The following is a 23,450-nucleotide window of genomic DNA, read 5'->3' on the forward strand; positions in this document are numbered from 1 at the left end:
CGGCAGTCCGGACGGACCGATTCACGGCGCTGAAAGCCATGATCATTTTTGCACAGGACGCGCGCACCGGCGGACGGGCGGGCGGGTGGGTTCACCGGTTCGCGGTCGCGAGGATCGGCCGACCTCGGTGGTACGGGTCCGGGCAGGCTCAGGCCGGGGGGCCCGAGGGCCGGCGGGCCAGGGCGGTGGCCGTGCCGTCGATCAGGGCCCGGAGGCCGTGCTCGAAGGTGTCCTCGCCGAACGAACCGCCGCTCTCCCGGAACGCCGCGATCAGGGTCGCCTCCGTGCCCCCGTCGAGCAGTCCGGCCAGCGCCGCGAGCCGGTCCGGCGGCGCGTCCGCGTCTTCCCGGCGTTCGGTCTGCTCCTGGAGGACGCACCCGTTGACGTAGCGGGTGAGAGCGGTGATCGTACGCAGCGCCAGGACCGGGGTGAAACCCCGGCCGACCATGGCGGTCAGCTCCTCGTCGAACATCCTGATCGTCGCCGGGCCCAGGCTCGCGGCGTTGGCGACGAGGCGGGCGCCGTCGCGGTGGGCGAGCAGGGAGGCGCGGTACGCGCGGGCCCGGCGGGCGAGCCAGTCCTGCCAGGACTCGCCGTCGCGGGGCGGCCCCATCCCGGCGGCCAGGACGATCGCGTCGGCCATCCCGTCGAGCAACTCCTGCTTGTTGCGCAGGTGCCAGTACAGGGCCGGTGACTGGACACCCAGCTCCGAGGCGAGCCTGCGCACCGTCAGACCGTCCAGGCCGACCTCGCCGAGCAGCCGCAGCGCCGTATCGATCATCATCTGCCGGGTTAGGCCGGCTCCCCGCTTGTTCTCGCCCATCGGTTGACACCTTAGCAGCGCTAAGGAAGCATGACGGCGACGCGCACTTAGCGCTGCTAAGGAAAGCTCGCGTACCGGAGATCCAGCGGATGCCGGTCACAGAGGGGGGAACCGTGTCCACCATGCGAGAACAGCGGCTGACGAGGGCGCTGCTGACCTGCGGCGCCGTCGCCGGACCGCTGTTCGTCCTCGTGGTCGTGATCCAGGACTACACACGCGCGGACTTCGACCCCCGGCGGCAGCCGCTCAGCATGCTGAGCCTGGGCGACCTGGGGTGGATCCAGATCGCCAACTTCGTGATCACCGGGCTGCTGAACATCGCGTTCGCGACAGGGCTGTGGCGGGCGCTGCGTCCGGGCCGCGGCGGGACCTGGGGGCCGCTACTGATCGGCGCGTACGGCACCGGCCTGGTCGGGACCGGTGTCTTCCGCTTCGAACCGGCATGGGGCTACCCGCCCGGCGCGCCGGAGGGCCTCCCCGACGACCCCGGCCTCAGCTACATCCTGCACGGCGCCGCCTTCTTCGTGGTGTTCGTCGCGCTGGTCGCCGCGTGCTTCGTCTTCACCCGCCACTTCGCCGTACGGGGAGAACGCGGATGGGCGCTCTACTGCGCGGCCACCGGCGTGGCGCTTCCCGCCCTCTACGTACTGGCGGGACTGCTGTCGGACGACGGCGATGACTCCCGGCCGCTGAGCCTGCTCCTTCGGGCCATCGCGCTGTTGGGCTGGGGATGGGCCGCGGCACTGGCGGTGCGGGTACGCGGGTCGTACACGTCGGCCGGATGAGGCGGAGGGCGGCGAGATCGCTCGGCAGGTCGCCACATGGGGAGTCCACGTCCCTGGAGGGCGGCCCGCGTCCCTGAACCGAGGTTTGGCCAACTCGTGGCGCGGACGAATTCGGGAGCGCGCGCCTCTCAGCCGGTCGTGGCGCGGAGGACCTTCATGAACTCGCGCATCCACGCCGGGTGGTCCGGCCAGGCCCGCCCGGTCACCAGGTTCTGGTCGACGTGAGCCTCGCTGTCGATCCAGGTCCCGCCCGCCTGCTCGACGTCCGGGGCGCAGGCCGGGTAGGCGCTGCTCTCCCGTCCCTTCAGCACCCCCGCCGCCGCCAGCACGATCGGCCCGTGGCACAGCGCCGCGATCGGCTTGCCGCTCTCGGCGAAGTGCCTGACGATCTCCAGGCACCGGCGGTCGTTGCGGATGTACTCCGGCGCCCGGCCTCCCGGCAGCACCAGCGCCGCGTACCGCTCCGGATCGACGTCGGAGAACGCGATGTCCGACCCCCAGGTGTGCCCCGGCTTCTCGGTATAGGTGTCGAAGCCGTCGACGAAGTCATGGACCACGAACTGGAGCTTCTTCACGCTCGGAGCGGCGAGGTCCACCTCGTACCCCTCCTCCAGCAGCCGCTGGTAGGGATACATCACCTCCAGGTCCTCCGCCGCGTCACCCGTGACGATCAGCACCTTCGCCATCTCGTAACACCTCCGTGGCCCGTTTCCCCGATCCTCGCCGCGCGCGTGGGCGAGGTCAATGCGGGATGCTCCACGGCTCGGTAAAGCGGGTGCTCCCGGGAACGCGACCGTTCGGCTCGCGCGCTCGAAGGCGAGGTCAGCCGGAACCCGGCGCGGCTCGCAAGGCTTCGAGTTCCTCGTTCATGGCGTCGAGGAAGGCGGCCGCGGTGCGCAGCTCCTCCGGGCCGAAACGTCGCAGGACGTTGTCCGTGCTGCGGCCGAGCGGGCGGAAGAAGACCCCCGCGAGTTCCTGCGCCGCGTCGAGGTAGTGCAGGTGGACCACGCGCCGGTCGTGCGCGTCGCGGACCCGGCGGATGTGCCCGGCCCGCTCCAGCCGGTCGAGGCACGCGGTGATGGCGCCCGACGTGAGGTTCAGCTCCTCCCGCAGCCGGCTCGGAGTGATCGGCGACGGGGCGTCGAAGATCTTCATCAGGGCCTGGACGTCGGTGGGGTGCAGCCCGTGCTCGTGGGCGAACTCGTGGGCGATGCGGTTGAACTCGGCGGTCATCCGGCGCAGCCGCACCGCGAAGGACAGCAGGTCGATGCCCTCCGTGCCGTCGCCGTCCATACCGCCATGCTACATTAACTCAATCATTGAGTATCTTAATAATTGAGTTATGCGTGGGAAGGGTGATCTCATGGCGCGGCGACCGATCCGCTGGCTGGTCCCGGCGATGCTGGTGCTGGTCTGGCTGGCCGTCGGCGGAGGGCTGGGGCCGTTCGCCGGCAAGCTCACCGAGGTGTCCACCAACGACCAGGCCGCGTTTTTGCCGCAGAGCGCGGAGTCGACCCGCGTCCTGGAGGTGCAGGAGCGGTTCCGCCAGGACGCGACGCAGCCGCTCATCGTGGTGTGGACCGCGGACGGCAAGGACGTCACTCCCGAGCAGGGCACCGCGGCGACCCGGGCGCTCGCCTCGCTGCGCGGCACCGAGGGCGTCGTCGGGACGCCCACGCCTTCCATCCCGTCGGACGACGGCCGGGCGTTGCAGGGTGTGGTCCAGCTCGGCCCCGACGTCGAGGCGCTCGGGGAGGCCCTGGACCGGATCGGCTCGGCGGTGGCGGTCGACGGCCTGCGGGCCCAGCTCGCGGGACCGGCGGCCACCCGGGCCGACCTGTCCGACGCCTTCGCCGGGATCGACGGACTGCTTCTCGGGGTGGCGCTGATCACCGTTCTGATCATCCTGCTGGCGGTGTACCGGAGCGTCCTGCTGCCGATCGTCATCATCGGCGGCGCGGTCTTCGCGCTCGGCCTGGCGTGCGCCGTGGTGTACTTCCTCGCCGACCGCGACATTGTCCGGGTCGACGGCCAGGTACAGGGCATCCTGTTCATCCTGGTCATCGGCGCGGCCACCGACTACGCGTTGCTGCTGACCGCCCGTTTCCGTGAGGAACTGGCCACGACCGGCGACCGCTTCACCGCGGGCCGCGTCGCGCTGCGGCGCTCGTTCGAGCCGATCGTCGCCAGCGCCGCCACGGTGGCCCTGGCCCTGCTCGCGCTGCTGCTCAGCGGCCTGACCAACAACCGCGCGCTCGGCCCGGTGGGCGCCATCGGCATCGCGTGCGCCGCCCTCAGCGCGCTCACCTTCCTGCCCGCGGCCCTCGTCCTGCTGGGCCGCGCCGCCCTGTGGCCGGCGAAGGCGAAGCCGCGTCCGGCGGACGCGTCCGGCACCGAGGGGCGCGGGATCTGGAGCCGGGTGGCCACCCTGGTCGACCGCCATCCGCGCCGGCTCTGGATCGCCACCGTCCTGCCTCTCGTCGGCCTCGCCCTCCTCGCGCCGCAGCTGAACGCCAGAGGGGTGCCGCTGGACGAGACCTTCGTGAACGACGCGCCGTCGGTGGCTGCGCAGGCGACGCTGAGCGAGCACTTCCCCGGGGGCTCGGGGCAGCCCGCGGTCATCGTCGTCCCCGCCGGGCGTGCCGCGGCCGTGGCGGAGACGGCCGGCGGCGTCGAGGGTGTGTCCGACGCCGCGGTGGTGACGCAGAGCGGACGACCGGGTGATCCTCCCAAGGTCGTCGACGGGCTCGTACTGGTGGAGGCGACGCTGGACGACGCGCCGGACGGCGACGCCGCCCAGGACACGGTCAGGCGCCTGCGCGCCGCGCTCGCCCCCGAGAACGGCGTGACGGTCGGCGGTTACAGCGCCCAGCGGTACGACACGACGGAGACCGCGAGGAGCGACACGCTGCTCATCGTCCCGGTCGTCCTGGCGATCATCCTGCTCATCCTGATCGTCCTGCTGCGCTCGCTGGTGACGCCAGTGCTCCTGGTGGTCACCGTGGCCCTGAACTTCCTGGCCACCCTCGGCGTCTCCACGCTGGTCTTCACGCACGTGTTCGGCTTCACCGGCGTCGACGCGTCCGTGCCGCTGTACGGCTTCGTCTTCCTGGTCGCGCTGGGGGTGGACTACAACATCTTCCTCATGTCCAGGGTGCGCGAGGAGACCACGCGCCACGGTGCGCGGGAGGGGTTGCTGCGCGGGCTGGTCACCACCGGTGGGGTGATCACCTCGGCGGGCGTCGTGCTCGCCGCCACCTTCGCCGCGCTGGTGGTGATCCCCCTGGCCTTCCTCGCGCAGATCGCCTTCATCGTCGCCTTCGGCGTCCTGCTCGACACCCTGGTGGTGCGGTCCCTGCTGGTCCCGGCGCTGGTACGGGACCTGGACGCGCGGGCCTGGTGGCCCAGCCGCCTGGGCCGCTCCGGGGAAGGGGAGGAATCCAGGGAACTGACCGAGGCGTCGAGGTGACATCTGGACCGGGCGGCGGGAAATAGGGAAGAAGGAGACGATACGCCGGTGCTAGCCTTCCGGGGTCGGCCGCGGGACTCCGGCGCGACTTCCGGGACCCGCCTTTGAAGCGATGATTCGCAGCTCGTGCCCCCATTCCCCGGTTGACCCCGCACAAGCCCGTGCCCTCATTTCCCGGTCGACCCCGCACACCACCCGGAGGCGGCGATCGAAGCTCACACCGAGACCGTCGCGGACCTGATCGCCGCCGAGGACGTCCTGCTGTTCGTGAACGCGGCGATCACCTCCACCGGCCAGTGCGAGTTCCACTCCGGCGCGGGCGAGCAGGATCTCTCGCTGGACTTCCTGCACAGCTACCTGATGGGCAACTACCGCGACCTGTACGCGGCGACCCTCGCCCTGGACGTCAACGACCACAACGCCGTACTGATCACGAGAAACCTGCTGGTCACGACGGGAGAGGCGGATCCGGGGCAGCGGCGGGCCGAGGGGCGCCTGATCGCCCGGAGGCTCGCCCTGCTGCCGCCGCCCCGGGTGTACCGGCTGTTCCGCGAGCTGCGCCGGGCCAAGGTCAACAACCGGCGTACCCGGGCGATCATGCGGGACTGGCTCGCCGCCCGCCCCGACCTCGCGTTCGACGCGGTGAAGTATCGCGGCGCCGTCAAGGACGCCGTCCGCCACGCTCACCTGAGGCCCGGCGGGGAGCTGGGGCCGTTCCTGTTCACCCCGCACCGGCCGGCCGCCTACGTCACACCGATCCTGGAGACCTGGCGGCGGGCCCACTACGAGCAGGCCGCGCTGTACCGGTTGCCCTACACGGTCGCGGAGGGGTTCGCGGCGAAGCACCGCATCGCGCGCGCCACCTTCCTGGAGCGCATCGCGCCTCAGCTCACCCGGCTGGAGCGGCTGCGGCTGCAGGAGTCGGCGCGCGGCCTGGGGGCCGGCGCGGTGCGGGCCGACCTCACCACGATGCCGCTGACCCGGCTGGCGTCGTACGTGCTCGCCCTCTCCCTGGACGACCGCGTCCGCCGCCGCGACGAGCTGACGGCGGCGCTGCGCGCGGCCGCCCGCCGGACCGCGGGCGACCAGGCCGGGAGCTGGGGCGCGGTGGCCGCCGTCCTCGACGACAGCTTCTCCGCGTACGGTTCGGGGCACAAGCGCCGCCGTCCGCTCGCCGTCGCGCTCGCCTGCCACTTCCTGCTGGAGGCGCTGGCCTCCGAGTACACGCCGCTGTGGCTGTCGGGCCGTACGGACGCGCTGCTCGCCCGTCCGTACGGGGCGACACCGCTCGGCGAGCGCGTCCTCGACGCTCTCGAACGCGGACCCGGGCGCCTCGTCATCGTCTCCGACGGATGGGACAACTCACCGCCGGGGCTCGCGGGAGAGGTGCTGCGGATCTGGCGCACCCGGCTCGACCCGGACCACGCCTGTGCCGTCGTGCACCTCAATCCGGTGTACGACGCCGCCGACTTCGACGTGCGGCGGCTCGCGCCCACTGTCCCGACCGCCGGGATCCGCGACGCCGAGAACCTGGTCGCCCTGGTGGAGCTGGCCCGGTTCGCGGAGGGGCGCACCGGGATCGCCGAGCTGCGCGCCCACCTGGCGCGCCGCGTCGAGGTGTTCCTGCGGGAGGACGCATGACGGACCTCGCTCTCACCGGGCTCTCCACCCACCCCGCCCAGGCGTGGGGCGGCGTACGGCTCGTCCCGCTGGTCCGCGAGGAGCCGATCGAGGACCTGCGGCTCGACGCCCGGCTCTACGACGCGGAGCTCGGTGTCGTCGCGGTGGACGCGCGGACCTCGTACCTCTCCTACATCCCGCACGGGTTCGTGGCGAGCTGGACGCGCGACGGCACCCCCGCCGCGGCGTACGGAACCCAGCTCAGGGGGCCGCAGGAGCGTGACCGCCCGCCCGACCGGATGTCGCTGCGGTTCCACCGCCGGATGGCTCGCCGGGTTGACAAGAACCGCCTGCGTTTCCTGCCCCTGCACCTGGCGCTCGAAGGGTATCTGGCGCTGCACTTCGGCGGTCCGGAGATCGTGTGGGAGGAGTGGTCGCACCGCGCGGTCAGCCGAGGACTCTCGCCTCGCGTCGAGGAGGCGTACGTGGGCGCCTCGGTCAGCGGCCTGGAGGACGCCCTGCGCGTCTTCGAGATCCACCGAGGCCAGTGCGGCGTTCTCGTCTACGTCGCGGACGCGCTCGCCGCCGTGTTCGTGGTGCCGCACCCCGACGACTACCGCGCCCTGCACACCACTCTCGTCCACGACCTGTACGGCGAGCTGATCCACCACTACGCGATGTTCGGCGGGCCGGTGCCCGACTTCCGCGCCCTCATCGCGGACGCGACGGTGCGCTCGCTTGCCGACCTACGCGCTCGGGCCCGCGAGCAGCGGGACGAGTGGGCGGCCTTCCACGACCAGGTCATGGCGGGCGGGCTGCTGGGCACGGACTACACCTACCAGCGCGTCTACGAGATGGGCGGGTATCGCCTGTCCCGCTTCCTGCCGCCCTTCGAACGGCGGCGGGAGAACCACATCGGCGAGCTCATCACCGACGGCGCCGGCCGGGTCGCGTACCTCAAGACCTTCCGCCTGTCGGAGAACCAGATCCGGCGCGGTCACCTGCTGACTCAACTCGCCGCCGCAGGCTGGAACACGGCCGCCACCGCCGCCGCGCTCGGCGTGACCGAGCCCCAGCTCGGCCTGCGCATCGAGGCCGCTGGCTTCGGCCCCCTCCTCCGCCAGGACGTCCTCGACCACTACCGCGCCCAGGCCCGCCGCGCCCGCCGGTGACCCCACCGGACGAGCCGCCTCGGGTTCCGTGGAATCGCTGATGTACCCCGAGAGCCGGCGTTCCTGTCGTGTTCTCCCGGCAGACCTCGTCGGTTGCAGTCTTCTCGTCCGGCCTGATCGCTCAGGGGCTCTGAGGTTCATCACCGGGTTTCCGGTGGGTGCCCTCCGTCGCGTCGGTCGGCGAGGAACCAAGGGTGATGGGTCCGGTGAAGTCATGCCCTTGGAAGACGGGGGCCGTGCACGGTGCCGCCGATGGTGTTCGTCACGGTGTCACGAAATGCTGAAGCCTCTCTGCGTGGCGTCGACACTGGAGGTTTCGCCACGGCCGGTGCTGTGCCTGTCCGGCCAGCTCGCCGCACATTACTCGACAGCCGCCAAAATGCACGGCCACAGTTGCCGGCCGATTTTATCGATATACAACGCGGCCGGTCGGCAGTGTCCGGGAATCTCACACCGCTTCTAGCGCGTTGCCTGCCCACGCTCGCGGACAAGGGCTCATCGGTGACGGTGAACACGCATACGTACCATGCAAAGGTAGAAACGAGCCTATCTCACAGAAGGCGGTCAACTCCACCCGTGACGCCCACGCCTTGAGAGCCCTTGTTCGCGAAGGTCTTTACGCCGGCGCCGACCAGGGCATCGATGAGGCCGACCGCGCGAGCGACGTTCGGTGCGGTGGGTGCGGATGAGCACGGCGTGAAGCCGCGCCGACCGGGACCGTCAGGTTCGAAATGGCTCTGTGTGCAACCGCTGAAAGTCAACGGTTGCACACACTTCTCACTGCTCTTACTGCGGGCCTTTTGTCTTTCCCGCCAGCGGTTCGGAAGGGGGCGACATGGGGCTGCTTGAACCGGGATCGCCCGGCGGCGGCTTGCGTGTTCTTCTCTGGCGGCCCACCCGCTCCGAGCTGTGACTTCAGGGTGAAAAATCTCACTGAAAATATTGTTTACTTTTGCGTCGGACCTATGTGAAGATCGCCAAGTTTGCTACAAGTGTTCAAGAAAGGCTGGAGTGAAAACACCCCCTCCAAGGCCCGGCGTGTTAGCACGTAGCTACCGCCGTATCTCCCTGATAGCCGTTCTTGGGCTATCCACCTCCCTGGTGACGGCACCCGCCATCGCCGACCCCACCCCCACTCTCTCTGCACCTGTACCCGCAGTGACACCGGCCGCTTCCCCGAACCCGGTCGAAACAGCGAAAAAAGAGGCGAAAAAACAAAACAAACGAGTCGAGATCGAGTCCTACCGGGCTGAGAACTCGACCACCTTCGCCAACCCCGACGGCAGAACTCTCTACACCGAACTGCACTCCACGCCCATCCGGGTGCAGAAAAACGGCACGTGGCAGCCGATCGATACCACCCTGGTCGAGGAGAACGGTGTCATCAGGCCCAAGGCCGCCAAGGGCGACCTGACCCTGTCGGCGGGCGGGGACACCGCGCTGGTGAAGGTCAAGGGCGACAAGGGCGAGGCGGTCATCTCCGCTACCGGCAAGCTGCCCGAGCCGCGACTGTCCGGAAACACCGCCACCTACCCGTCGGCCTACGGCCAGGGCGTCGACCTGGTCGTCACCGCCTCACCGACCGGGTTCCAGCAGGAGATCGTGATCCGCCAGCGGCCCACGGCCGCGCTGAAGGTCCACGTCCCGGTCGACCTGCCCACGGGCATGAGCTACGGCAAGGATTCCTCCGGACACCTCGCCCTGCTCGCCGACAAGAGCGGGAAAGAGATCGCCGACATCACCGCGGCGCCGATGGAGGACGCGGCCGCGGCGAAGAACCCCGATGCCGGCCGGACCGGCACCGCACCCATGACGGTCGAGCAAAAGGCCGCCGGGCAGGCACTCGTGATCACCCCGGACCCCGGCTTCCTCAACGACCCCGCGGTCACCTACCCGGTCACCATGGCCGTCGCCTCCGACACCTGGACCGGCACCGGCATCGACGGTGACACCTACATCAACAGCGGCACCCAGCCCAACAGTTCGAACAACAAGAACAAGCAAGATCTCATCGCCGGCATGTCCAACACCGGCAGCGTGGCCTGGCGCGCCTTCATCCGCTTCAACATCAAAGACACCCCGCTCATGGGCGGCACCGTCGAAAACGCCGACCTGCGGCTGTGGAACCACGACTCCAACACCTGCGACTCGCAGATCAACTCCGGCATCCTCGCCCAGCCGATCGTCACCGACTGGAACATCAACACGATGACCTGGAGCAACCAGCCCCAGGTCACCGCCAGCGCCCAGGAAGCCAACAAGGGCGCCTACGACGCGAGCTGTCCCAACCGGGGCGAGGGCGAGCTGTACTACTCCATCGAGACCATGGTCCAGGGCTGGATGGACGGCCAGAAAGACTACGGCGTCCGACTCCGCTCCGTCAGCGAAAGCGACCTCACCAACTGGCGCTGGTACCGCTCCTACGAATACGGCGACTGGGGCAGCGGCAACCCCCGCGGCCCCGTCCTGTTCATCCAGTACGTACCCGCTGCGGAATTCAATGTCGCCTACTCGGTCCCGATGAGCGAAGACCCTCCCGAGTCGTACGAGTACGACCTTGCCAAACACAATGCAGGCTACTCCCTTGATGCGCCTCCGCCTCCGCCCGTGCTGTCGGCGGATGATGCGCGGCGGCAGGGATATGAGTCGGGTAACATTGTCAAGAGCCGCCTCAGCGAACAGCGTTATCCGGAGCATCTCACAGAAGCTGAAGCAGAGATTTGGTCTAACCCTGATATAGGCAGTGACACACCTCCAAGCACGCTTCCTACGGAGAATCCTGAGCCGACGGCACCGGAGCAGGATGACGTTCCGTACAACCGAAACCCGTTCTTTGAATCTGATGTCACACCTTGGACAGCCGAGGGTGGCCACCTGGAGAGATCGACAGAGCAGGCACAGCAGGGCGTAGCCTCGGCACTGCTCACCAAAGATTCAGCGGCAGGTGCGGCAACAGTTCGCTCGGAAAATGACATTGCAGTTTCTGGCGGCGAGTTCTATCAAATAGGTGGCTATTTCTGGCAGTCATCCTCACCTGAAGCCAGGATCAAATACGGCGTTGACTGGTTTTCTGCATCAGGTGAGCTGATTTCTTCGGATCTACTTGATTATACTGTTGGGCAGCAAGCATGGACGCCTGGTGATAACCCGTTCGTGACGGCGCCCGATGATGCCGTCAAGGCGCAGCTTCGTGTTGTGCTGGACGCCGGAAACAATGGTCCGTTGTACATGGACGCTCTTACGATCCTCGGACCTGAGGTCGGCCCCAGCCCGACCGTTACTCCCACCCCGACGGATCCGCCGGACGAGCGGACAGTCTCACTGCCGGCGCAGATGGATACCTGGATCGACGACGAGGGAACGATGGGTCCGGCTAACCCCACATTGTGGGTCGGCTCCTATCAGGGGATCATCGAGCGAGCGTACTTGAAGTTCGATACTTCCTCCCTCAGTGGCAAGACCATCACCGATGCCAGGCTAGAGCTACGGAACAGCGAGGCTTACGGCTGCGGTGGCAGCACCTCGGGAATCAAGGCACAACGCGTCACCGCCTCCTGGAATGCGAACACACTCACCTGGGCCAACCAGCCCTCGGCCACTACCAGCGCCGAAGTGGTGGCCAAGGACCCCGGTGGATGCGCTGAGGGACTGCCGAACGGTGCCGTCACCTGGACCTGGCCGGTGACCGGCATCGTGCAGCATTGGGCAGCGGGTCAAAGCAACCATGGCCTGATGCTGCGCGGGGTCGACGAGTCCGCCTCCGCTCCCCTGTACGAACGTGGTTACCACGCGTCCGAAACCGAGGATGCGGATGCCCGCCCGCCGGTGCTGAAGGTGACCTACACCAACGTCACGACTCCCACGCCTACTCCCACGCCCACGCCCACGCCCACGCCCACGCCCACGCCCACGCCCACGCCCACGCCCACGCCCACGCCCACGCCTACGCCCACGCCTACGCCCACGCCCACGCCCACGCCTACGCCTACGCCCACGCGAACTTATGATCCGCTGTGCGCTCGTAGTCCGCAGTGGAGCCGGGGCACCTCGTACACAGCAGGTACCTATGTCACGCACAACGACTACGTGTGGGAGGCGCTGACGCTGAAAAGCTGGGAGACGCGGGGAGAGCCGGGCGTGGACTCCAAGGGATGGGTATCTCGCGGTTACTGCTGGAGTACCCTCGCCGGTGAGCGTCCCTCGGACATCGTCGCCGGGTTGCAGGACCCGTCGAAGAGCACCGGCCCATCCTCGGACGCCTCAGCGCAGGCCCGGGTGGAGCCGCCACCCACTGCGGCCGCGCGTGACATCAAGCCGTCCGTCGGCAAGATGTGGACTCGTCCGTTCACTACCGAGGGCGGCAACGCGATCACCTCAACGGTCACGCCGCACCTCATGGTCAAGGTGTCCGACCCGCTGGGACGCCACTCAACTGTGGAGTTCGAGGTAGAGCATGATCCGAAGGCGCGGTCACAGGGGCGAGGGCTGATCTGGTCGGGGACTGTCACGGACGTCTCCTCGGGATCCACTGGAACTCTCCGGATTCCGGATGGCAAGCTGTCCGACAGATGGAAGGTGCGCTGGCGCGCTCGCAGTACCGTTGACGACAGTGAGAGCATCTGGTCGAAATGGCAAAACCTGGAGATCGACGTTCCAGCCGCAAGACAAACAGAGGGTAATTCGAAAGGCAAAGCAGGTGTCGCAACCTCTCGAACAGAGGAGCAATCAGCGAATGCGATGGCGACGCAAGACATCTTGCCTGCCGGTCCAACTGCGCCAGAGGATATGAGTCGAGCTGATTGTCAGGCAAGCGGAGATCTGGCGGAACGCTGGATCGGATACGCTAAAAACAGGTTCGCCTGGTGCCAGGCATCTAAATATATAGCCAGCCACTGGGTCCAGACGAAAACCGGCTGGAAGTTGCGCGGAAGAGCATATCTCAATGTTCAGCACAAGATACGTACAGAACAAAATTCTCGGGCCTTCACCGTATATGTCCACGTACTTCCGTACAGATCTTGGGGAACACTGCTAAACCCATACGTCACCATCGGGCATTCGGTGTGGAGCGAATCGCAGACATGCAGGCAGACGGGCTCCGGAGGATCGATCAACCCGCCGGGAGACCTGTATAGCAACTGGGCGGCAGATACATCGGAATGGCAGTCAAGCTGGACCTATCAGACCAGTAAAACTACAAAAGAGGACGGTATAGAGCAGTGTAACCTCACTCCTTTTGTAAAAGTCACGAACGTGGCGCCCTCGTTCAACAAGACCGCTAAGTCCAGCGTGGCGATGCGAGTTCGTTGCGACTCGGCAGCGTACATCGGATACTACCCAAGTGGTGGATGTATCAATTCGAACCACGTCCCGGCTCTTGCGATCACACGGGACGACAAGAACGAGAAGAACCAAACGTGGCCAAGGCAATATGATCACATCCATCACGCTCTTACTCGGAGCGACGGGCTGGTCACAATTCCATCGGTTCCTGGCATAAACTTCCCGCATGAGAATTTTGGGACACAGAAAAATATTCCCGGTGGGAACCGCAGCGAACTCCTCTATCGGCTCGCCGATGAAACCCTTACGACAAGACAACGAAAGCACTCAAAGAAGTTTTGCAAGTCGGAGATCAGAAAGAATTATCAAAGCGATATCTCCAAGTATGGGGCAAAAGCCGTTAACTGCGACGAATTTCCCTTCGCCTCGACCACTGCGGGATCGAAGTACGCGATGCCTGCGTATAACTTCTCGGTGGAACTGATCAGCGCCCAACAGAACCAATGGTTCGGCAACTCGCTGGGGGGCTGGTACCAGAACAGTCGCATCCTCAGAAGTGACGGGTTCTTTATCGACCTCCAGTGATACATTTCGGCTGGACAGGTGTTAGCTGAGCATGGTACGAGTTCCCGATGGCGGGAACTCGTACCATGCTCAATGTCGCTCCGGCGTGCAAGGAATCGATTATCATGACTTCCCTTTCTCCCCAGCAGGTGTCGACTGCGGACGACATCGTGGGTGTTCAATACGGACAATTTCGCATCATGGACGAAGACGGCGCCGCAGGTATTCCAGACAACTCTCCGCCACAGGACCCGAGCACGTATGACGACTGGATGCAGTCGACACCCAACTTCGCGCTCGTCCGGTCATCCTTCGACTCTCACGTGATGGGAGTACGTTTCGAACTGTGGGACGGTCCTCCGCCGGAACCGGAATTTTCGGCTGCAGCAACCAAAGTGCTCGTGTGGACGGGAAAATTTTATGCGAGTTCTGGGCGGGTGCGCACTATGGAACTCGTTGACCCGAGAGCAGATCCTCATACCTTCGATCTCGGTAGGCGTGAGACGGTATGGCAATTGCGCGTCGTCTTAAGCAGGTTAGTGGACGAAGATTGGGAGGAGGATGAAGATTGGGAGGAGGATGAAAACTGGGAGGAAAGCAGTCCGGCCACAGCTGACGGCTTAGAGGAGGTGCTGCTTCAGTTTTGGGCGCCATCTGCAGAGGAGTGACATCGAAAATTCCTACGAGCAGACCAGTCGATGCTTGCGAGGACTCCTCTAAAAGGGCTTTGATGATTGGAGTTGTATGGTCGTTCCTGCTCTGAGGGGATGACGGCGGCTTGTCTGGGGCTATACCCGGTGCATGGGGTATTCCGACAACGGAGGGTTGGCCGCGCAGGAGCAGTGGCGGGGGCGATTGTGATTGCGGGCGGCCGACCTGTTCGTCCAGGGCGTCGGTGACCTCGAGGTGGCTGCGAAGCTTCGGGTGTCACCGATGCCGATTAGCCGATGGCGCGCCATGCCAATCAGGCGGGCGGTGGGCAGGCGCCGTTCTCCCGGGGCTACTGGCATGTGCAAGCTCACCGAGGCGCAGTTGACGGTGCTGGCCGCCGAGCGGTGGGCACCTGGTCGTGGTCTGGGACAATTTGGACACCCACGTGTCGGCTGCGATGAGCGGGGGATTCCGCGACTTCGCTGGTAAGCGATATCCATTTTCTGTCAGGACGGCCGCATGGTCTGGGTGCCGATGACGGTGAGGAGTTTCAGTCTGTCGGCGGCGTCGGTGCCGGGGGCGGTGCTGTAGACGATGATGCGGAGGTCGCTGCCGGGCACGGTGAGCACGTCGCAGTCGAGCGTGAGCGGGCCGACGTCGGGGTGGTGGACGGTCTTGCGGTCCGACTCGTGCACGCCGACGACGTGGGTGTCCCACAGCTCCGCGAAGCGCGGGCTGACGCTCCGGAGGTCGGTGACGAGCGAGCGGAGATCGGTGTCGGAGGGGTAGCGGGCGGTCGCCGACCGGAGATCGGCGACCGCGACCGTCTCGAAGCGGATCTCCTGTTCCGGGGTGTGGCTGACGCGGTCCAGGCCGCTCGTGAAGTGGCGCCAGATCACGTTGCGCTCGCGCCCGACCAGCAGGGAGGGGTCCCCAAAGAGCGCGGCCCACAGCCGGTTCCAGCTGATCAGGTTCCAGGCGGCGTCGTTGACGCTGAGGGGGGTCCCGTCGAGCTGGTCGAGCAGTCGCTGCACGCTCGGGGTGATGTGGGAGGACATGCGTCCGGGGGTGGGCGGTGGCTGTCCCGCGAGGAGGAACAGGTGCTCGCGTTCCTGGGTGGACAGCCGCAGCGCCCGCGCCAGCGCGGTGAGGATCTGCGCGGAGGGAGAGGTCGCCCGGCCCTGTTCGAGGCGGGTGATGTAGTCGGCCGACACCCCCGCGAGCATCGCGAGCTCCTCGCGCCGCAGGCCCGCCGCGCGGCGCGGCCCGCCGCCGGGCAGCCCGACCGCGGCCGGGGAGACCCGGTCGCGCCAGTGCCGCAGCGCGGGGCCCAGTTCTCCGCTTTCGGTCATTCATCCAGTATGCGCCGGTCCCCGGGGCGCTTCCTGGTACCCCCTGTACCAGGCAGGAGGGGGCTCTCCGGGGGCTCCGGGGTGACGCCGCCCGTCCTGGTACCCCCATACCAGGCAGGACGAGGTGCTCTCCGGGGGCTCCAGGGTGACGCCGCCCGTCCTGGCGCACCCTCCGGGACCGCCCTCGACATGATCACCGTGCGGTACGTCAGGGTCTGCCCGATGTCAGGCGCCGGGGTACTTCCTGAGCCAGGCGTCGGTGATCTCGTGGTTCCCGGCCGACCAGGCCGCGAGGTCGTCGGCCAGCTCGGTGACGGTGTCGCGGCCCTCAAGGTGTGCGAGCCATTCGGCGGGAAGCGCCGCCTCGCCGTGGAGGGTCCCCAGGAGGTTGCCGCAGACGGCGCCGGTGGAGTCGCTGTCGCCGGAGTGGTTGACCGCGAGCAGCAGCGCCCGCCCGACGTCACCGGGCGCGGGGTGCGTCAGGGCGCAGTAGACCGCGATGGCGAGTGCCTCCTCCGCGACCCACGCGCCGCCCAGCGACTCCACCTTCTCCGGGCTCGGGCCGCCCTCCGCCGCGAGGGACACGGCGTCGCGCAGCGCCAGGCTGGTCTCCTCGTGCGAGGGGTACGTCGCCAGCAGGTCCATCGCCTTCCGTACGGCCCGCGCCAGCGTCTCGGCCGGTTCGTCCGCCCCGACGGGCTCGTTCTCCGTCAGGAAGTGGACGATGGCGGCGAAGGCGCCGGCGGCGAGGTAGCCGGTGGGGTGGCCGTGGGTGATCTGGGCGCACTCGGCGGCCAGGTCGAAGGCGTGTCGGGGGCTCCACGGGCCCAGGCCGAAGGGGGCCGAGCGCATCACCGTTCCGCAGCCCTTGGAGCCGGGGTTGACCGGTCCGGGCTCGCCGAACGGGACAGGGGCGACGGCCCGGGAGCCGCGCAGGCCCGACAGGCAGGCGTTCCCGGGGGCTCGCTGGGAGTAGAGCCACTTCTGCTCGCGGAGCAGGCCTGTACGGATCAGGTCGTTCCCGGACGGGGCCGGAGCGGGATCGTTCGCCGGACGGTCGTTCATGAGGGAAGCCGGGGAGGCCGTGGAGGCGGGAAGTGGGGAGCGGTGGTGCTGGGTGTCCAGCCAGCGCAGGTAGGCGCGCCGGACCGCGGCGACGTCACCGCCGCGGATCAGCCCCTCCACGGTGAACAGTGTCATCTGTGTGTCGTCGGTGATCAGGCCGACCTTGCCGCGCCAGTCGGGGACCAGGCCGGTCAGCCCTTCGGGGCCGTGCTGCCCGCGGATCCTTTTGATCGACTCGAACTCGACGGGAGCCCCCAGCGCGTCGCCGAGCGCGCCGCCCAGCAGGCAACCCCTCACGCGGTCGCGGTGGTCCGGCAGATCACGAGCGGGAGGACGCACGGACACGATCCTTTCGTTACCGGTTGACATCAACAAAGCTTGAGGTTTGAGACTGTGCGCTAAGCCATCGAGGGAGAGCGATCGATATGCGCATTGTCCAGGTAACCGCGTTCGGGGGGCCAGAGGTAATGGTCGTGGACCGGGTGCCGGAGCCGGTCGCCGAGGCCGGGCAGGTCGTGGTCGGGGTGTCCGTCGTGGACGTCCTGTTCCTTGAGACGCAGCTCCGCACCGGCTGGGGTGTCGAGTTCTTCGGCCAGAACCCACCGTACGTGCCCGGGGGCGGGGTGGGCGGGCGGGTGGTCTCGGTGGGGAAGGGGGTCGATCCCGGCTGGATCGGCCGCGACGTCATCGCCATGGCCGGCGACGGAGGTTACGCCGAACGGGTCGTGGTCCCGGTGGACGCCCTGGTCCCCGTACCGGACGGGCTGGGCGTACGGGAGGCGACGGCGCTGCTCCAGATCGGCCCGGCCGCGCTGAGCCTGGCGGGCGCGGCCGGGCTCAAGCCGGGGGAGCGGGTGCTGGTCACCGCGGCGGCCGGGGGGCTCGGCAGCCTGCTGGTACAGCTCGCCCACGCGGTCGGCGCCCACGTGGTCGCGGCCGCCCGGGGTGGGCGCAAACTCGACCTGCTCCGGGAGCTGGGAGCCGACACCGTGGTCGACTACTCCGAGCCAGGCTGGGCCGAGCTGGCGCGGGAGGCGGCCGGTGACGGGGGACCGCTCGGGACGGCCGGTGATACCGGGGTCGACGTGGTCTTCGACGGTGCCGGCGGGCGGATCGGTCAGGACGCGTTCGGGATCACGGCACGCGGCGGCAGGTTCTTCACGTACGGCGTGCCCGGCGGGAGCTTCGCGCTGATCGACCCTGAAGAGGCCGGACGGCGCGGGGTGAGCGTACGCGGGATCGAGCAGGTGCAGTTCGCCCCGGAGGAGGGCAGGCGGCTGGCCGGTCTCGCGCTGTCCGAGGCGGTGGCGGGCCGGATCAGGCCGGTCGTCGGGCAGACCTTCCCGCTTGAGCGGGCCGCCGACGCGCACGCCGCGATCGAGGCTCGCGACACCGTGGGGAAGACCCTGCTGCTGATCTGAGCACCTCACGCCGCCAGGCAAGCACACACACTCCAAGGGAGAGAAGCATGTCGCAGGCCATCCGCTATGACCGCTACGGCGGTCCCGAGGTGCTCACCCTCGACGACGTCCCCCTTCCCGAACCCGGCCCAGGGCAGGTGCGGGTCGCGGTGCGGGCCGCCGGGGTCAACGGCATCGACTGGAAACTCCGCTACGGGTTCATGGACCCCGGCCAGCCGCCGGCCGGGCCCGTGGGCGTCGGCGTCGAGTTCGCCGGAACGGTCGACGCCATCGGGGTCGGGGTGGGGAGTGGTCCCGCTCCCGCTCCTGGTCTCGGTCTCGGTCTCGGATCGGGCTCAGGTTCAGGGGCGGGCGCCTTTGCCGGGACCGGGACCGGGACCGGGAGCGAGACCCGGACCGGGGTCGGAGCCGGGGGGTGGAGTCTGGGGCAGGCCGTTTTCGGCAGGGTCCTCTCCGGTGCCGCCGCCACCCATGTCACGGTCGGTACGGACGACCTGCTCGCCATGCCCGCCTGGTTGTCCTTCGAGCAGGCCGCCGCGCTGCCGGTGGCCGTCGACACCGCCTGGCGCACCCTGCGGCAGCTCGACGTGAAGGAGGGGCACACGCTCCTGATCCACGCGGTCGCCGGTGGCGTCGGGCTGGTCGCCGCGCAGCTCGCCCGAGCCAGGGGGGTACGGGTGGTCGGCACGGCGAGCCCGGCCCGTCATGACTTCCTGCGCGGGCTCGGCGTGCGGCCGGTCGAGTACGGCGACGGCGGCGACGAGCTGACCGGGAGGGTGCGTGCCGCGGCCCCGGAAGGCGTCGACGCGGTCCTGGACGCCTCCGGCCGTGACGTGCTCGCCATCTCGGTCGACCTGGCCGGCGGGCCGGACAGGGTGGTCACCATCGCCGACGGGCGAGCCGCCGAGTACGGTGTGCGCTTCTCCACCGGTGGTGCCGGCGGGGTCCCCCTGGCGGAGGTGTTCGCCGAGGTCCTCCCCTTGCTGGAGCGCGGCGCGCTGCGCGTGCCGATCGAGAGGACCTTCCCGCTGGAGGGGACCGCCGACGCCCACCGGCTGAGCGAGGAGGGGCATCTGCTCGGCAAGATCGTGATCACCGTCCCCTGACACCGGGTCCGAGGCGACCGGGAGCCCTTGGTTCCCATGCCCTGGACACACGGGCCTGGCGTGTGAAGGGCCGTGGTGCGCGGAGTCGTGATGTGAGGGGCGTCTGTATGAGAACCCGAGCCGGTGCAAGGGGCCGCGGTCATGCGAATCCGCAGTGTGGGGGCCTGCGGTACGCGGGGTCGCGGGGTGCGGGCCCGGCCGGGGGACGAGGTGAAACCCTCGTGAAACCCGTTCCGTCTACTTTGGCGTTGACCAGCACAGATGCCGTCCGCAGACGGCATCCGGGCTGGATGTGAGGTGACGGGGTCGTCCGTACCGGGGCTTAACGACACGACACCGGGGCGGTATGGGTACGGCCAACGGCGGCCGTACCCATACCTGGCACCTCACTTCTCAGTGGGCTGGGCGGGGAGGAAGTTCAACAGCGAGATCCCATACGCGGCACCCGATGGTCGTGGTATTGCTATCGATCACCAAGCCCGCGGGGGTATGGACCGATCTGTTGATGAACGAGGAGAACGATGAAGAAGATCAAGGCGGGGTTGCTGGCGCTGATGGTGGCCGGGCTGCTGGGCGCGAGCGCCACGCCGGCCTCGGCGATCGAGCTGCCGTGTCAGAGCCTCGGGTTCAACTGCGACAGCCACTGGATGGACCCGGGCGAGTAGCCCACCGATGAGGATGAGACCGACATCGCCGGAAGCGGCCGGGCGAGGGACTTCGACGTTCCCGTCCGGCCGTGCGCCAACCCGGCCGGCACGAAGGGTGGGCGGTGCGCAGAGGGCACCGGGGAAGGCCACCGCGATCGGCCGGCACAGGCGGCGTGGAGGTGAAGGGCAGGCGTACGGGCGAGAGGTACGGGTGAGCGTAGAAGCGAGAGGTTGGCGCGGGTAGGTGTGTGAGGCGCGTGGGTGAGGGGTCAGCACGGGGTGGGCGGGGTGGAGAACGTGCCGTCGAGAGCGCGCCGGGCGTCGAGTGCCCGCTCGTGCCAGACCGGCAGGCCGATGTCGGCGAACTCCCGCACCGCCCGGTCCAGCATGGCCACGGCCAGCTCGCGCTCACCGCGTTCGGCGGCGAGCCGCCCGCAGGCCAGGCGGGCGCGGGCCGCGACGAAGGGCTCCCCGAGCCCCTCGGCCAGCAGCAGTGCCGCGTCGAGCAGGTTGGCCGCGTGGTCGAGTTCGCCCGCCAGCAGCTCGGCCTCGCCCATCCCGAGCATGCCGTACGCCTCGCCGATGCGGTCTCCGGCCGTCCTGGCGGCCACCAGCACCTGCTCGAACGCGTCCTTCGCCCGGGCGGGGTCGTTCTGGCGCAGGTGCAGCAGCCCCAGCCTGTTGAGGATCTGCGCGACCCCGCGCGTGTTGCCCAGATCGCGGTAGACGGTCAGCGCCGTCTCCAGGAGCGGGGCCGCCGCGTCGGGGCGGTCGTGCTCGATGTGGATCTGGGCCATGCTGCCGAGCACGTGGGCCTCGGCGTGCCGGTCGCCGACCTCGCGGAGCGTTCGCAGCGCCTGCCGGTAGCTGTCGAGCGAGGTCTCGGCCCGTCCCTCCACCCGCTCGATCAGCGCCGCGTTGCGCAGGGTGAGAGCCTGGCCGTGCCGGTCGTCCACCGCCTCGAAGAGCGGCAGCGCGGCCTCCAGGTACGGCCGCGCGTCGGTGTAGCGCTGCCGGAACAGGGCGAGCGTGCCCAGCGAGTAGCGCATCGCGGCCTCGCCGCGCCGGTCGCCCGCGCGCAGGGCGGCGGCCAGCGCGGTCTCCGAGGTGTGCCGCCAGTCGTCGAAGTGGCCCTGCGCCTCGAACAGGGTGACCGCTGTCATCGCCAGGTCCCAGCACAGCTCGCTCAGGTCGAGCCGGGCGGCCTGCTCCACCGCCGCCACCAGGCCGAGCCGCTCGCCGCGCAGCCAGCCGGACGGATCGGCGAGCAGGCGGTCGGAGGTGGCCTCCCCGCAGTCCCAGCGTGGCCCGTCGCCGTGCAGCACGGTGTAGTCGCCGCCGTACTGCCGCCGGTGCGCCCGTTCGGCGAGCGCGAGGTATCCGCCCGCGAGCCGGGTCAGCGCGGCGGTGGTGGCGCCGGGAGGGTCGTCGGTCTCGGCGCGTTCCCTGGCGTGCAGCCGCACCAGGTCGTGGACGCGGTAGCGGGGTTCGCCGGTGCCGTCCGGGCCCGCGTAGTCGACGAGCCGCGCCTCCACGAGCCCTTCGAGGATCTCCTCGGCGTCGCCCGGTCCGGTGGCATGGGGGCCCATGTCGAGCAGGGCCGCGGCGACCCAGCCGGCGAAGTCGGGGGTGTCGACCAGGCCGAGCCGGCGGAACAGGGTACGGCCGGGCTCGTCGAGACCGGAGTAACCGAGCGCGAGGCTGGCCCGTACCGACAGGGTGCCGTGGGTGAGCTCGTCGAGCCGGTCGTGTTCGGCGGTGAGCCGGGAGAGCAGCCGGTCGACGCTCCAGTGCGGCCGGGCGGCCAGGCGCGCCCCGGCGATCCTGAGCGCCAGCGGGAGGTGCCCGCACAGTTCGGCGAGCCGCCTGGCGGAGGCGGTGTCGGAGGCGAGCTCGGCCCGGCCGGTGATCGTGCCAAGCAGCCGGACGGCGGCGGCGTTCCCGAGCACCCCCAGGGCGAGCCGCTGCGCGCCGGGCAGGGCGGTCAGCGCGCCGCGGCTCGTGATCACCACCGCGCAGCCGTTCCCCGCGGGGATGAGCGGCTCGACCTGCGCCTCGTTCGCGGCGTCGTCCAGCAGCACCAGCACGCGCCGGTCGGACAGGTGGGCGCGGAACACCTCGGCGCGCTCGTCCAGGCCGTCGGGGATGGCCGTCCCCGCCACGCCGAGGGCGCGCAGGAACCGGCTGAGCGCGTGCGACGGCTCGACCGGTTCGGCTCCGGCGCCGCGCAGGTTCACGTACAGCTGGCCGTCGGGGAAGGCGTCCCGCAGGTCGTGGGCGGCCCGCAGGACCAGCGCGCTCTTGCCCACCCCCGGCATGCCGGAGACGGCGCAGATCACCGGCGCGGCGGCGGGGCGGTCGCGCAGGACGGAGACGAGCCAGCGCAGCTCGGTGTCGCGCCCGGTGAGGTCGCCCACCCCGGCGGGCAGCAGGGATGGGGCCACAGGGGCCACAGGGGAAGGGACGGGAGCCGGTGCCGCCTCGGGCCGGGGAGCCAGGTCGACCCGGGCGTCCCCGCGCAGGATGGCCTGTTCCAGCGCGCGCAGCTGCGGCCCCGGTTCCAGGCCCAGTTCCTCGGTGAGGACGGCACGGGTGCGCCGGTAGGTCTCCAGCGCCTCCGTACGCAACCCGGCCCGGTGCATCGCCACCATCAGCCGCGCGGCGGTGGACTCCACCAGCGGATCCTCCGCGAGCATCGAGAGCAGCTCCGGGATGACCTCCGCGTGCCTGCCCAGCGCCAGGTCGGTGTCGATGCGCTCGGTCAGCAGCCGCCTGCGGTCCTGCTCCAGGCGTTCGGCGGCCTCCGCGAGCTGGGCCACGTCGTCCAGTCCGGAGAAGGCCCGGCCGTTCCACAGCGCGAGCGCCTCCCGCTGCAGGGCGGACGCGGCCTCCGGCTCTCCCTGGTTCAGTGTCCGCCTGGCGAGCTCGGCCAGGTCGGCGAAGTGCCAGGCGTCGACCTCCTCCGGCCGCGCGGACAGCGTGTAGCCCGAGCGGTCGTGCCGGATCCGCTCGGGGGCGTCGAGCGTTCTGCGCAGCCGGTGCACGAGCACCCGCAGGTTCTTTCCGGCGCGCGGTCCGAGCCGCTCCCCCCACAGCGCGTCGATCAGGGTCTCGGCCGTCACGATGCGTCCCCGCGCGCAGACGAGGAGCGCGAGCAGCTGCTCCTGCCTGCGTGAGGACAGGGGTACGGGACGCTCGTCGGCGACGATCGTCACATCGCCCAGCACCTGGAATCTCATCAAGCTCCCCGAACGGCTCACGGATCTCAGGAGGCGAGGTGAACGGCGCCGCGCCCTGAAGATTATGGACTGCCCGATTCCGGCGAGGATAGCTCGGATGATCTTTCAACGGTAGTCGGCCGGTGTTCGTGCGCACCGGTCCGCCGAGCCTCACGAACACCGGAGCGCCACCGTGCCCATTTGGTAACGGTGATGTAACAACCCTTTACCGATGATTCCGTCCGATGGTTGACTCCGGTCATCCACTGTAAGC

The 23,450-nt window shown here is 69.0% G+C and carries 15 protein-coding genes and 1 pseudogene; 9 read left to right on the forward strand and 7 right to left on the reverse strand.

Going from position 1 to position 23,450, the window contains the following annotated elements; all coding sequences use genetic code 11:
- Positions 1-148: 148 nt before the first annotated feature.
- Complete coding sequence (locus ACSC1Q_RS12750) at positions 149-823, reverse strand: TetR/AcrR family transcriptional regulator C-terminal domain-containing protein (protein ID WP_436758888.1); 675 nt, start codon at positions 821-823, stop codon at positions 149-151.
- Between the two features lie 122 nt (positions 824-945).
- On the opposite strand from ACSC1Q_RS12750, the gene ACSC1Q_RS12755 reads away from it, so the two are divergent.
- On the forward strand, positions 946-1,608 hold the full coding sequence (locus ACSC1Q_RS12755; protein WP_436759224.1) for a DUF998 domain-containing protein: 663 nt from the start codon (positions 946-948) through the stop codon (positions 1,606-1,608).
- Positions 1,609-1,736: 128 nt separating this feature from the next.
- Here the strand turns inward: ACSC1Q_RS12755 and ACSC1Q_RS12760 are convergent, their stop codons facing one another.
- Both ACSC1Q_RS12760 and ACSC1Q_RS12765 read right to left on the reverse strand, forming a co-directional pair.
- A complete protein-coding gene (locus tag ACSC1Q_RS12760; protein ID WP_436758889.1) occupies positions 1,737-2,294 on the reverse strand; it encodes a DJ-1/PfpI family protein in 558 nt (185 codons plus the stop codon).
- 136 nt (positions 2,295-2,430) lie between these two features.
- Positions 2,431-2,901 (reverse strand): MarR family winged helix-turn-helix transcriptional regulator, encoded by a 471-nt coding sequence (locus ACSC1Q_RS12765; RefSeq protein WP_436758890.1) that lies wholly within the window; start codon positions 2,899-2,901, stop codon positions 2,431-2,433.
- 70 nt (positions 2,902-2,971) lie between these two features.
- Between ACSC1Q_RS12765 and ACSC1Q_RS12770 the strand changes: the two genes are divergently transcribed.
- The 3 genes from ACSC1Q_RS12770 to ACSC1Q_RS12780 all read left to right on the forward strand — a co-directional run bounded on the left by ACSC1Q_RS12770 (position 2,972) and on the right by ACSC1Q_RS12780 (position 7,869).
- The gene (locus ACSC1Q_RS12770) at positions 2,972-5,077 is read left to right on the forward strand and encodes an MMPL family transporter (RefSeq protein WP_436758891.1); all 2,106 of its coding nucleotides are present in this window, start codon (positions 2,972-2,974) and stop codon (positions 5,075-5,077) included.
- A gap of 267 nt (positions 5,078-5,344) precedes the next feature.
- The gene (locus ACSC1Q_RS12775) at positions 5,345-6,718 is read left to right on the forward strand and encodes a hypothetical protein (protein WP_436758892.1); all 1,374 of its coding nucleotides are present in this window, start codon (positions 5,345-5,347) and stop codon (positions 6,716-6,718) included.
- On the forward strand, positions 6,715-7,869 hold the full coding sequence (locus ACSC1Q_RS12780) for an ARPP-2 domain-containing protein (RefSeq protein ID WP_436758893.1): 1,155 nt from the start codon (positions 6,715-6,717) through the stop codon (positions 7,867-7,869). The genes ACSC1Q_RS12775 and ACSC1Q_RS12780 overlap by 4 nt, the downstream gene beginning before the upstream one ends.
- 581 nt (positions 7,870-8,450) lie before the next feature.
- On the opposite strand, the pseudogene ACSC1Q_RS12785 reads toward ACSC1Q_RS12780, so the two are convergent.
- Positions 8,451-8,537: pseudogene (locus ACSC1Q_RS12785) on the reverse strand (IS5/IS1182 family transposase); the annotation flags it as partial.
- Positions 8,538-8,970: 433 nt separating this feature from the next.
- Here ACSC1Q_RS12785 and ACSC1Q_RS12790 point away from each other — a divergent pair.
- Positions 8,971-13,737 (forward strand): DNRLRE domain-containing protein, encoded by a 4,767-nt coding sequence (locus ACSC1Q_RS12790; protein WP_436758894.1) that lies wholly within the window; start codon positions 8,971-8,973, stop codon positions 13,735-13,737.
- Between the two features lie 65 nt (positions 13,738-13,802).
- The gene (locus ACSC1Q_RS12795) at positions 13,803-14,384 is read left to right on the forward strand and encodes a hypothetical protein (protein ID WP_436758895.1); all 582 of its coding nucleotides are present in this window, start codon (positions 13,803-13,805) and stop codon (positions 14,382-14,384) included.
- Between the two features lie 489 nt (positions 14,385-14,873).
- On the opposite strand, the gene ACSC1Q_RS12800 is transcribed toward ACSC1Q_RS12795, so the two are convergent.
- Together ACSC1Q_RS12800 and ACSC1Q_RS12805 are read right to left on the reverse strand one after the other, a co-directional pair.
- Positions 14,874-15,719 carry a helix-turn-helix transcriptional regulator gene (locus tag ACSC1Q_RS12800; RefSeq protein ID WP_436758896.1) on the reverse strand — a complete coding sequence of 282 codons (846 nt, stop codon included), beginning with the start codon at positions 15,717-15,719 and terminating at the stop codon, positions 14,874-14,876.
- A 225-nt stretch (positions 15,720-15,944) separates the two neighbouring features.
- On the reverse strand, positions 15,945-17,123 hold the full coding sequence (locus ACSC1Q_RS12805; protein ID WP_436758897.1) for an ADP-ribosylglycohydrolase family protein: 1,179 nt from the start codon (positions 17,121-17,123) through the stop codon (positions 15,945-15,947).
- Positions 17,124-17,209: 86 nt separating this feature from the next.
- On the opposite strand from ACSC1Q_RS12805, the gene ACSC1Q_RS12810 reads away from it, so the two are divergent.
- The 3 genes from ACSC1Q_RS12810 to ACSC1Q_RS12820 all read left to right on the forward strand — a co-directional run bounded on the left by ACSC1Q_RS12810 (position 17,210) and on the right by ACSC1Q_RS12820 (position 19,976).
- Positions 17,210-18,205, forward strand: coding sequence for a zinc-binding dehydrogenase (locus ACSC1Q_RS12810; protein WP_436758898.1), 996 nt, complete (start codon positions 17,210-17,212; stop codon positions 18,203-18,205).
- Positions 18,206-18,252: 47 nt separating this feature from the next.
- Positions 18,253-19,311, forward strand: coding sequence for an NADP-dependent oxidoreductase (locus ACSC1Q_RS12815; RefSeq protein ID WP_436758899.1), 1,059 nt, complete (start codon positions 18,253-18,255; stop codon positions 19,309-19,311).
- A gap of 521 nt (positions 19,312-19,832) precedes the next feature.
- Entirely contained in the window at positions 19,833-19,976 is a 144-nt protein-coding gene (locus ACSC1Q_RS12820) for a hypothetical protein (protein WP_436758900.1), read from the forward strand.
- 251 nt (positions 19,977-20,227) lie between these two features.
- Here the strand turns inward: ACSC1Q_RS12820 and ACSC1Q_RS12825 are convergent, their stop codons facing one another.
- Positions 20,228-23,197 (reverse strand): AfsR/SARP family transcriptional regulator, encoded by a 2,970-nt coding sequence (locus tag ACSC1Q_RS12825; RefSeq protein WP_436758901.1) that lies wholly within the window; start codon positions 23,195-23,197, stop codon positions 20,228-20,230.
- Positions 23,198-23,450 lie beyond the last annotated feature (253 nt).

It is taken from the genome of Streptosporangium heterodermiicola, from assembly GCF_051390675.1.
GTDB lineage: Bacteria > Actinomycetota > Actinomycetes > Streptosporangiales > Streptosporangiaceae > Streptosporangium.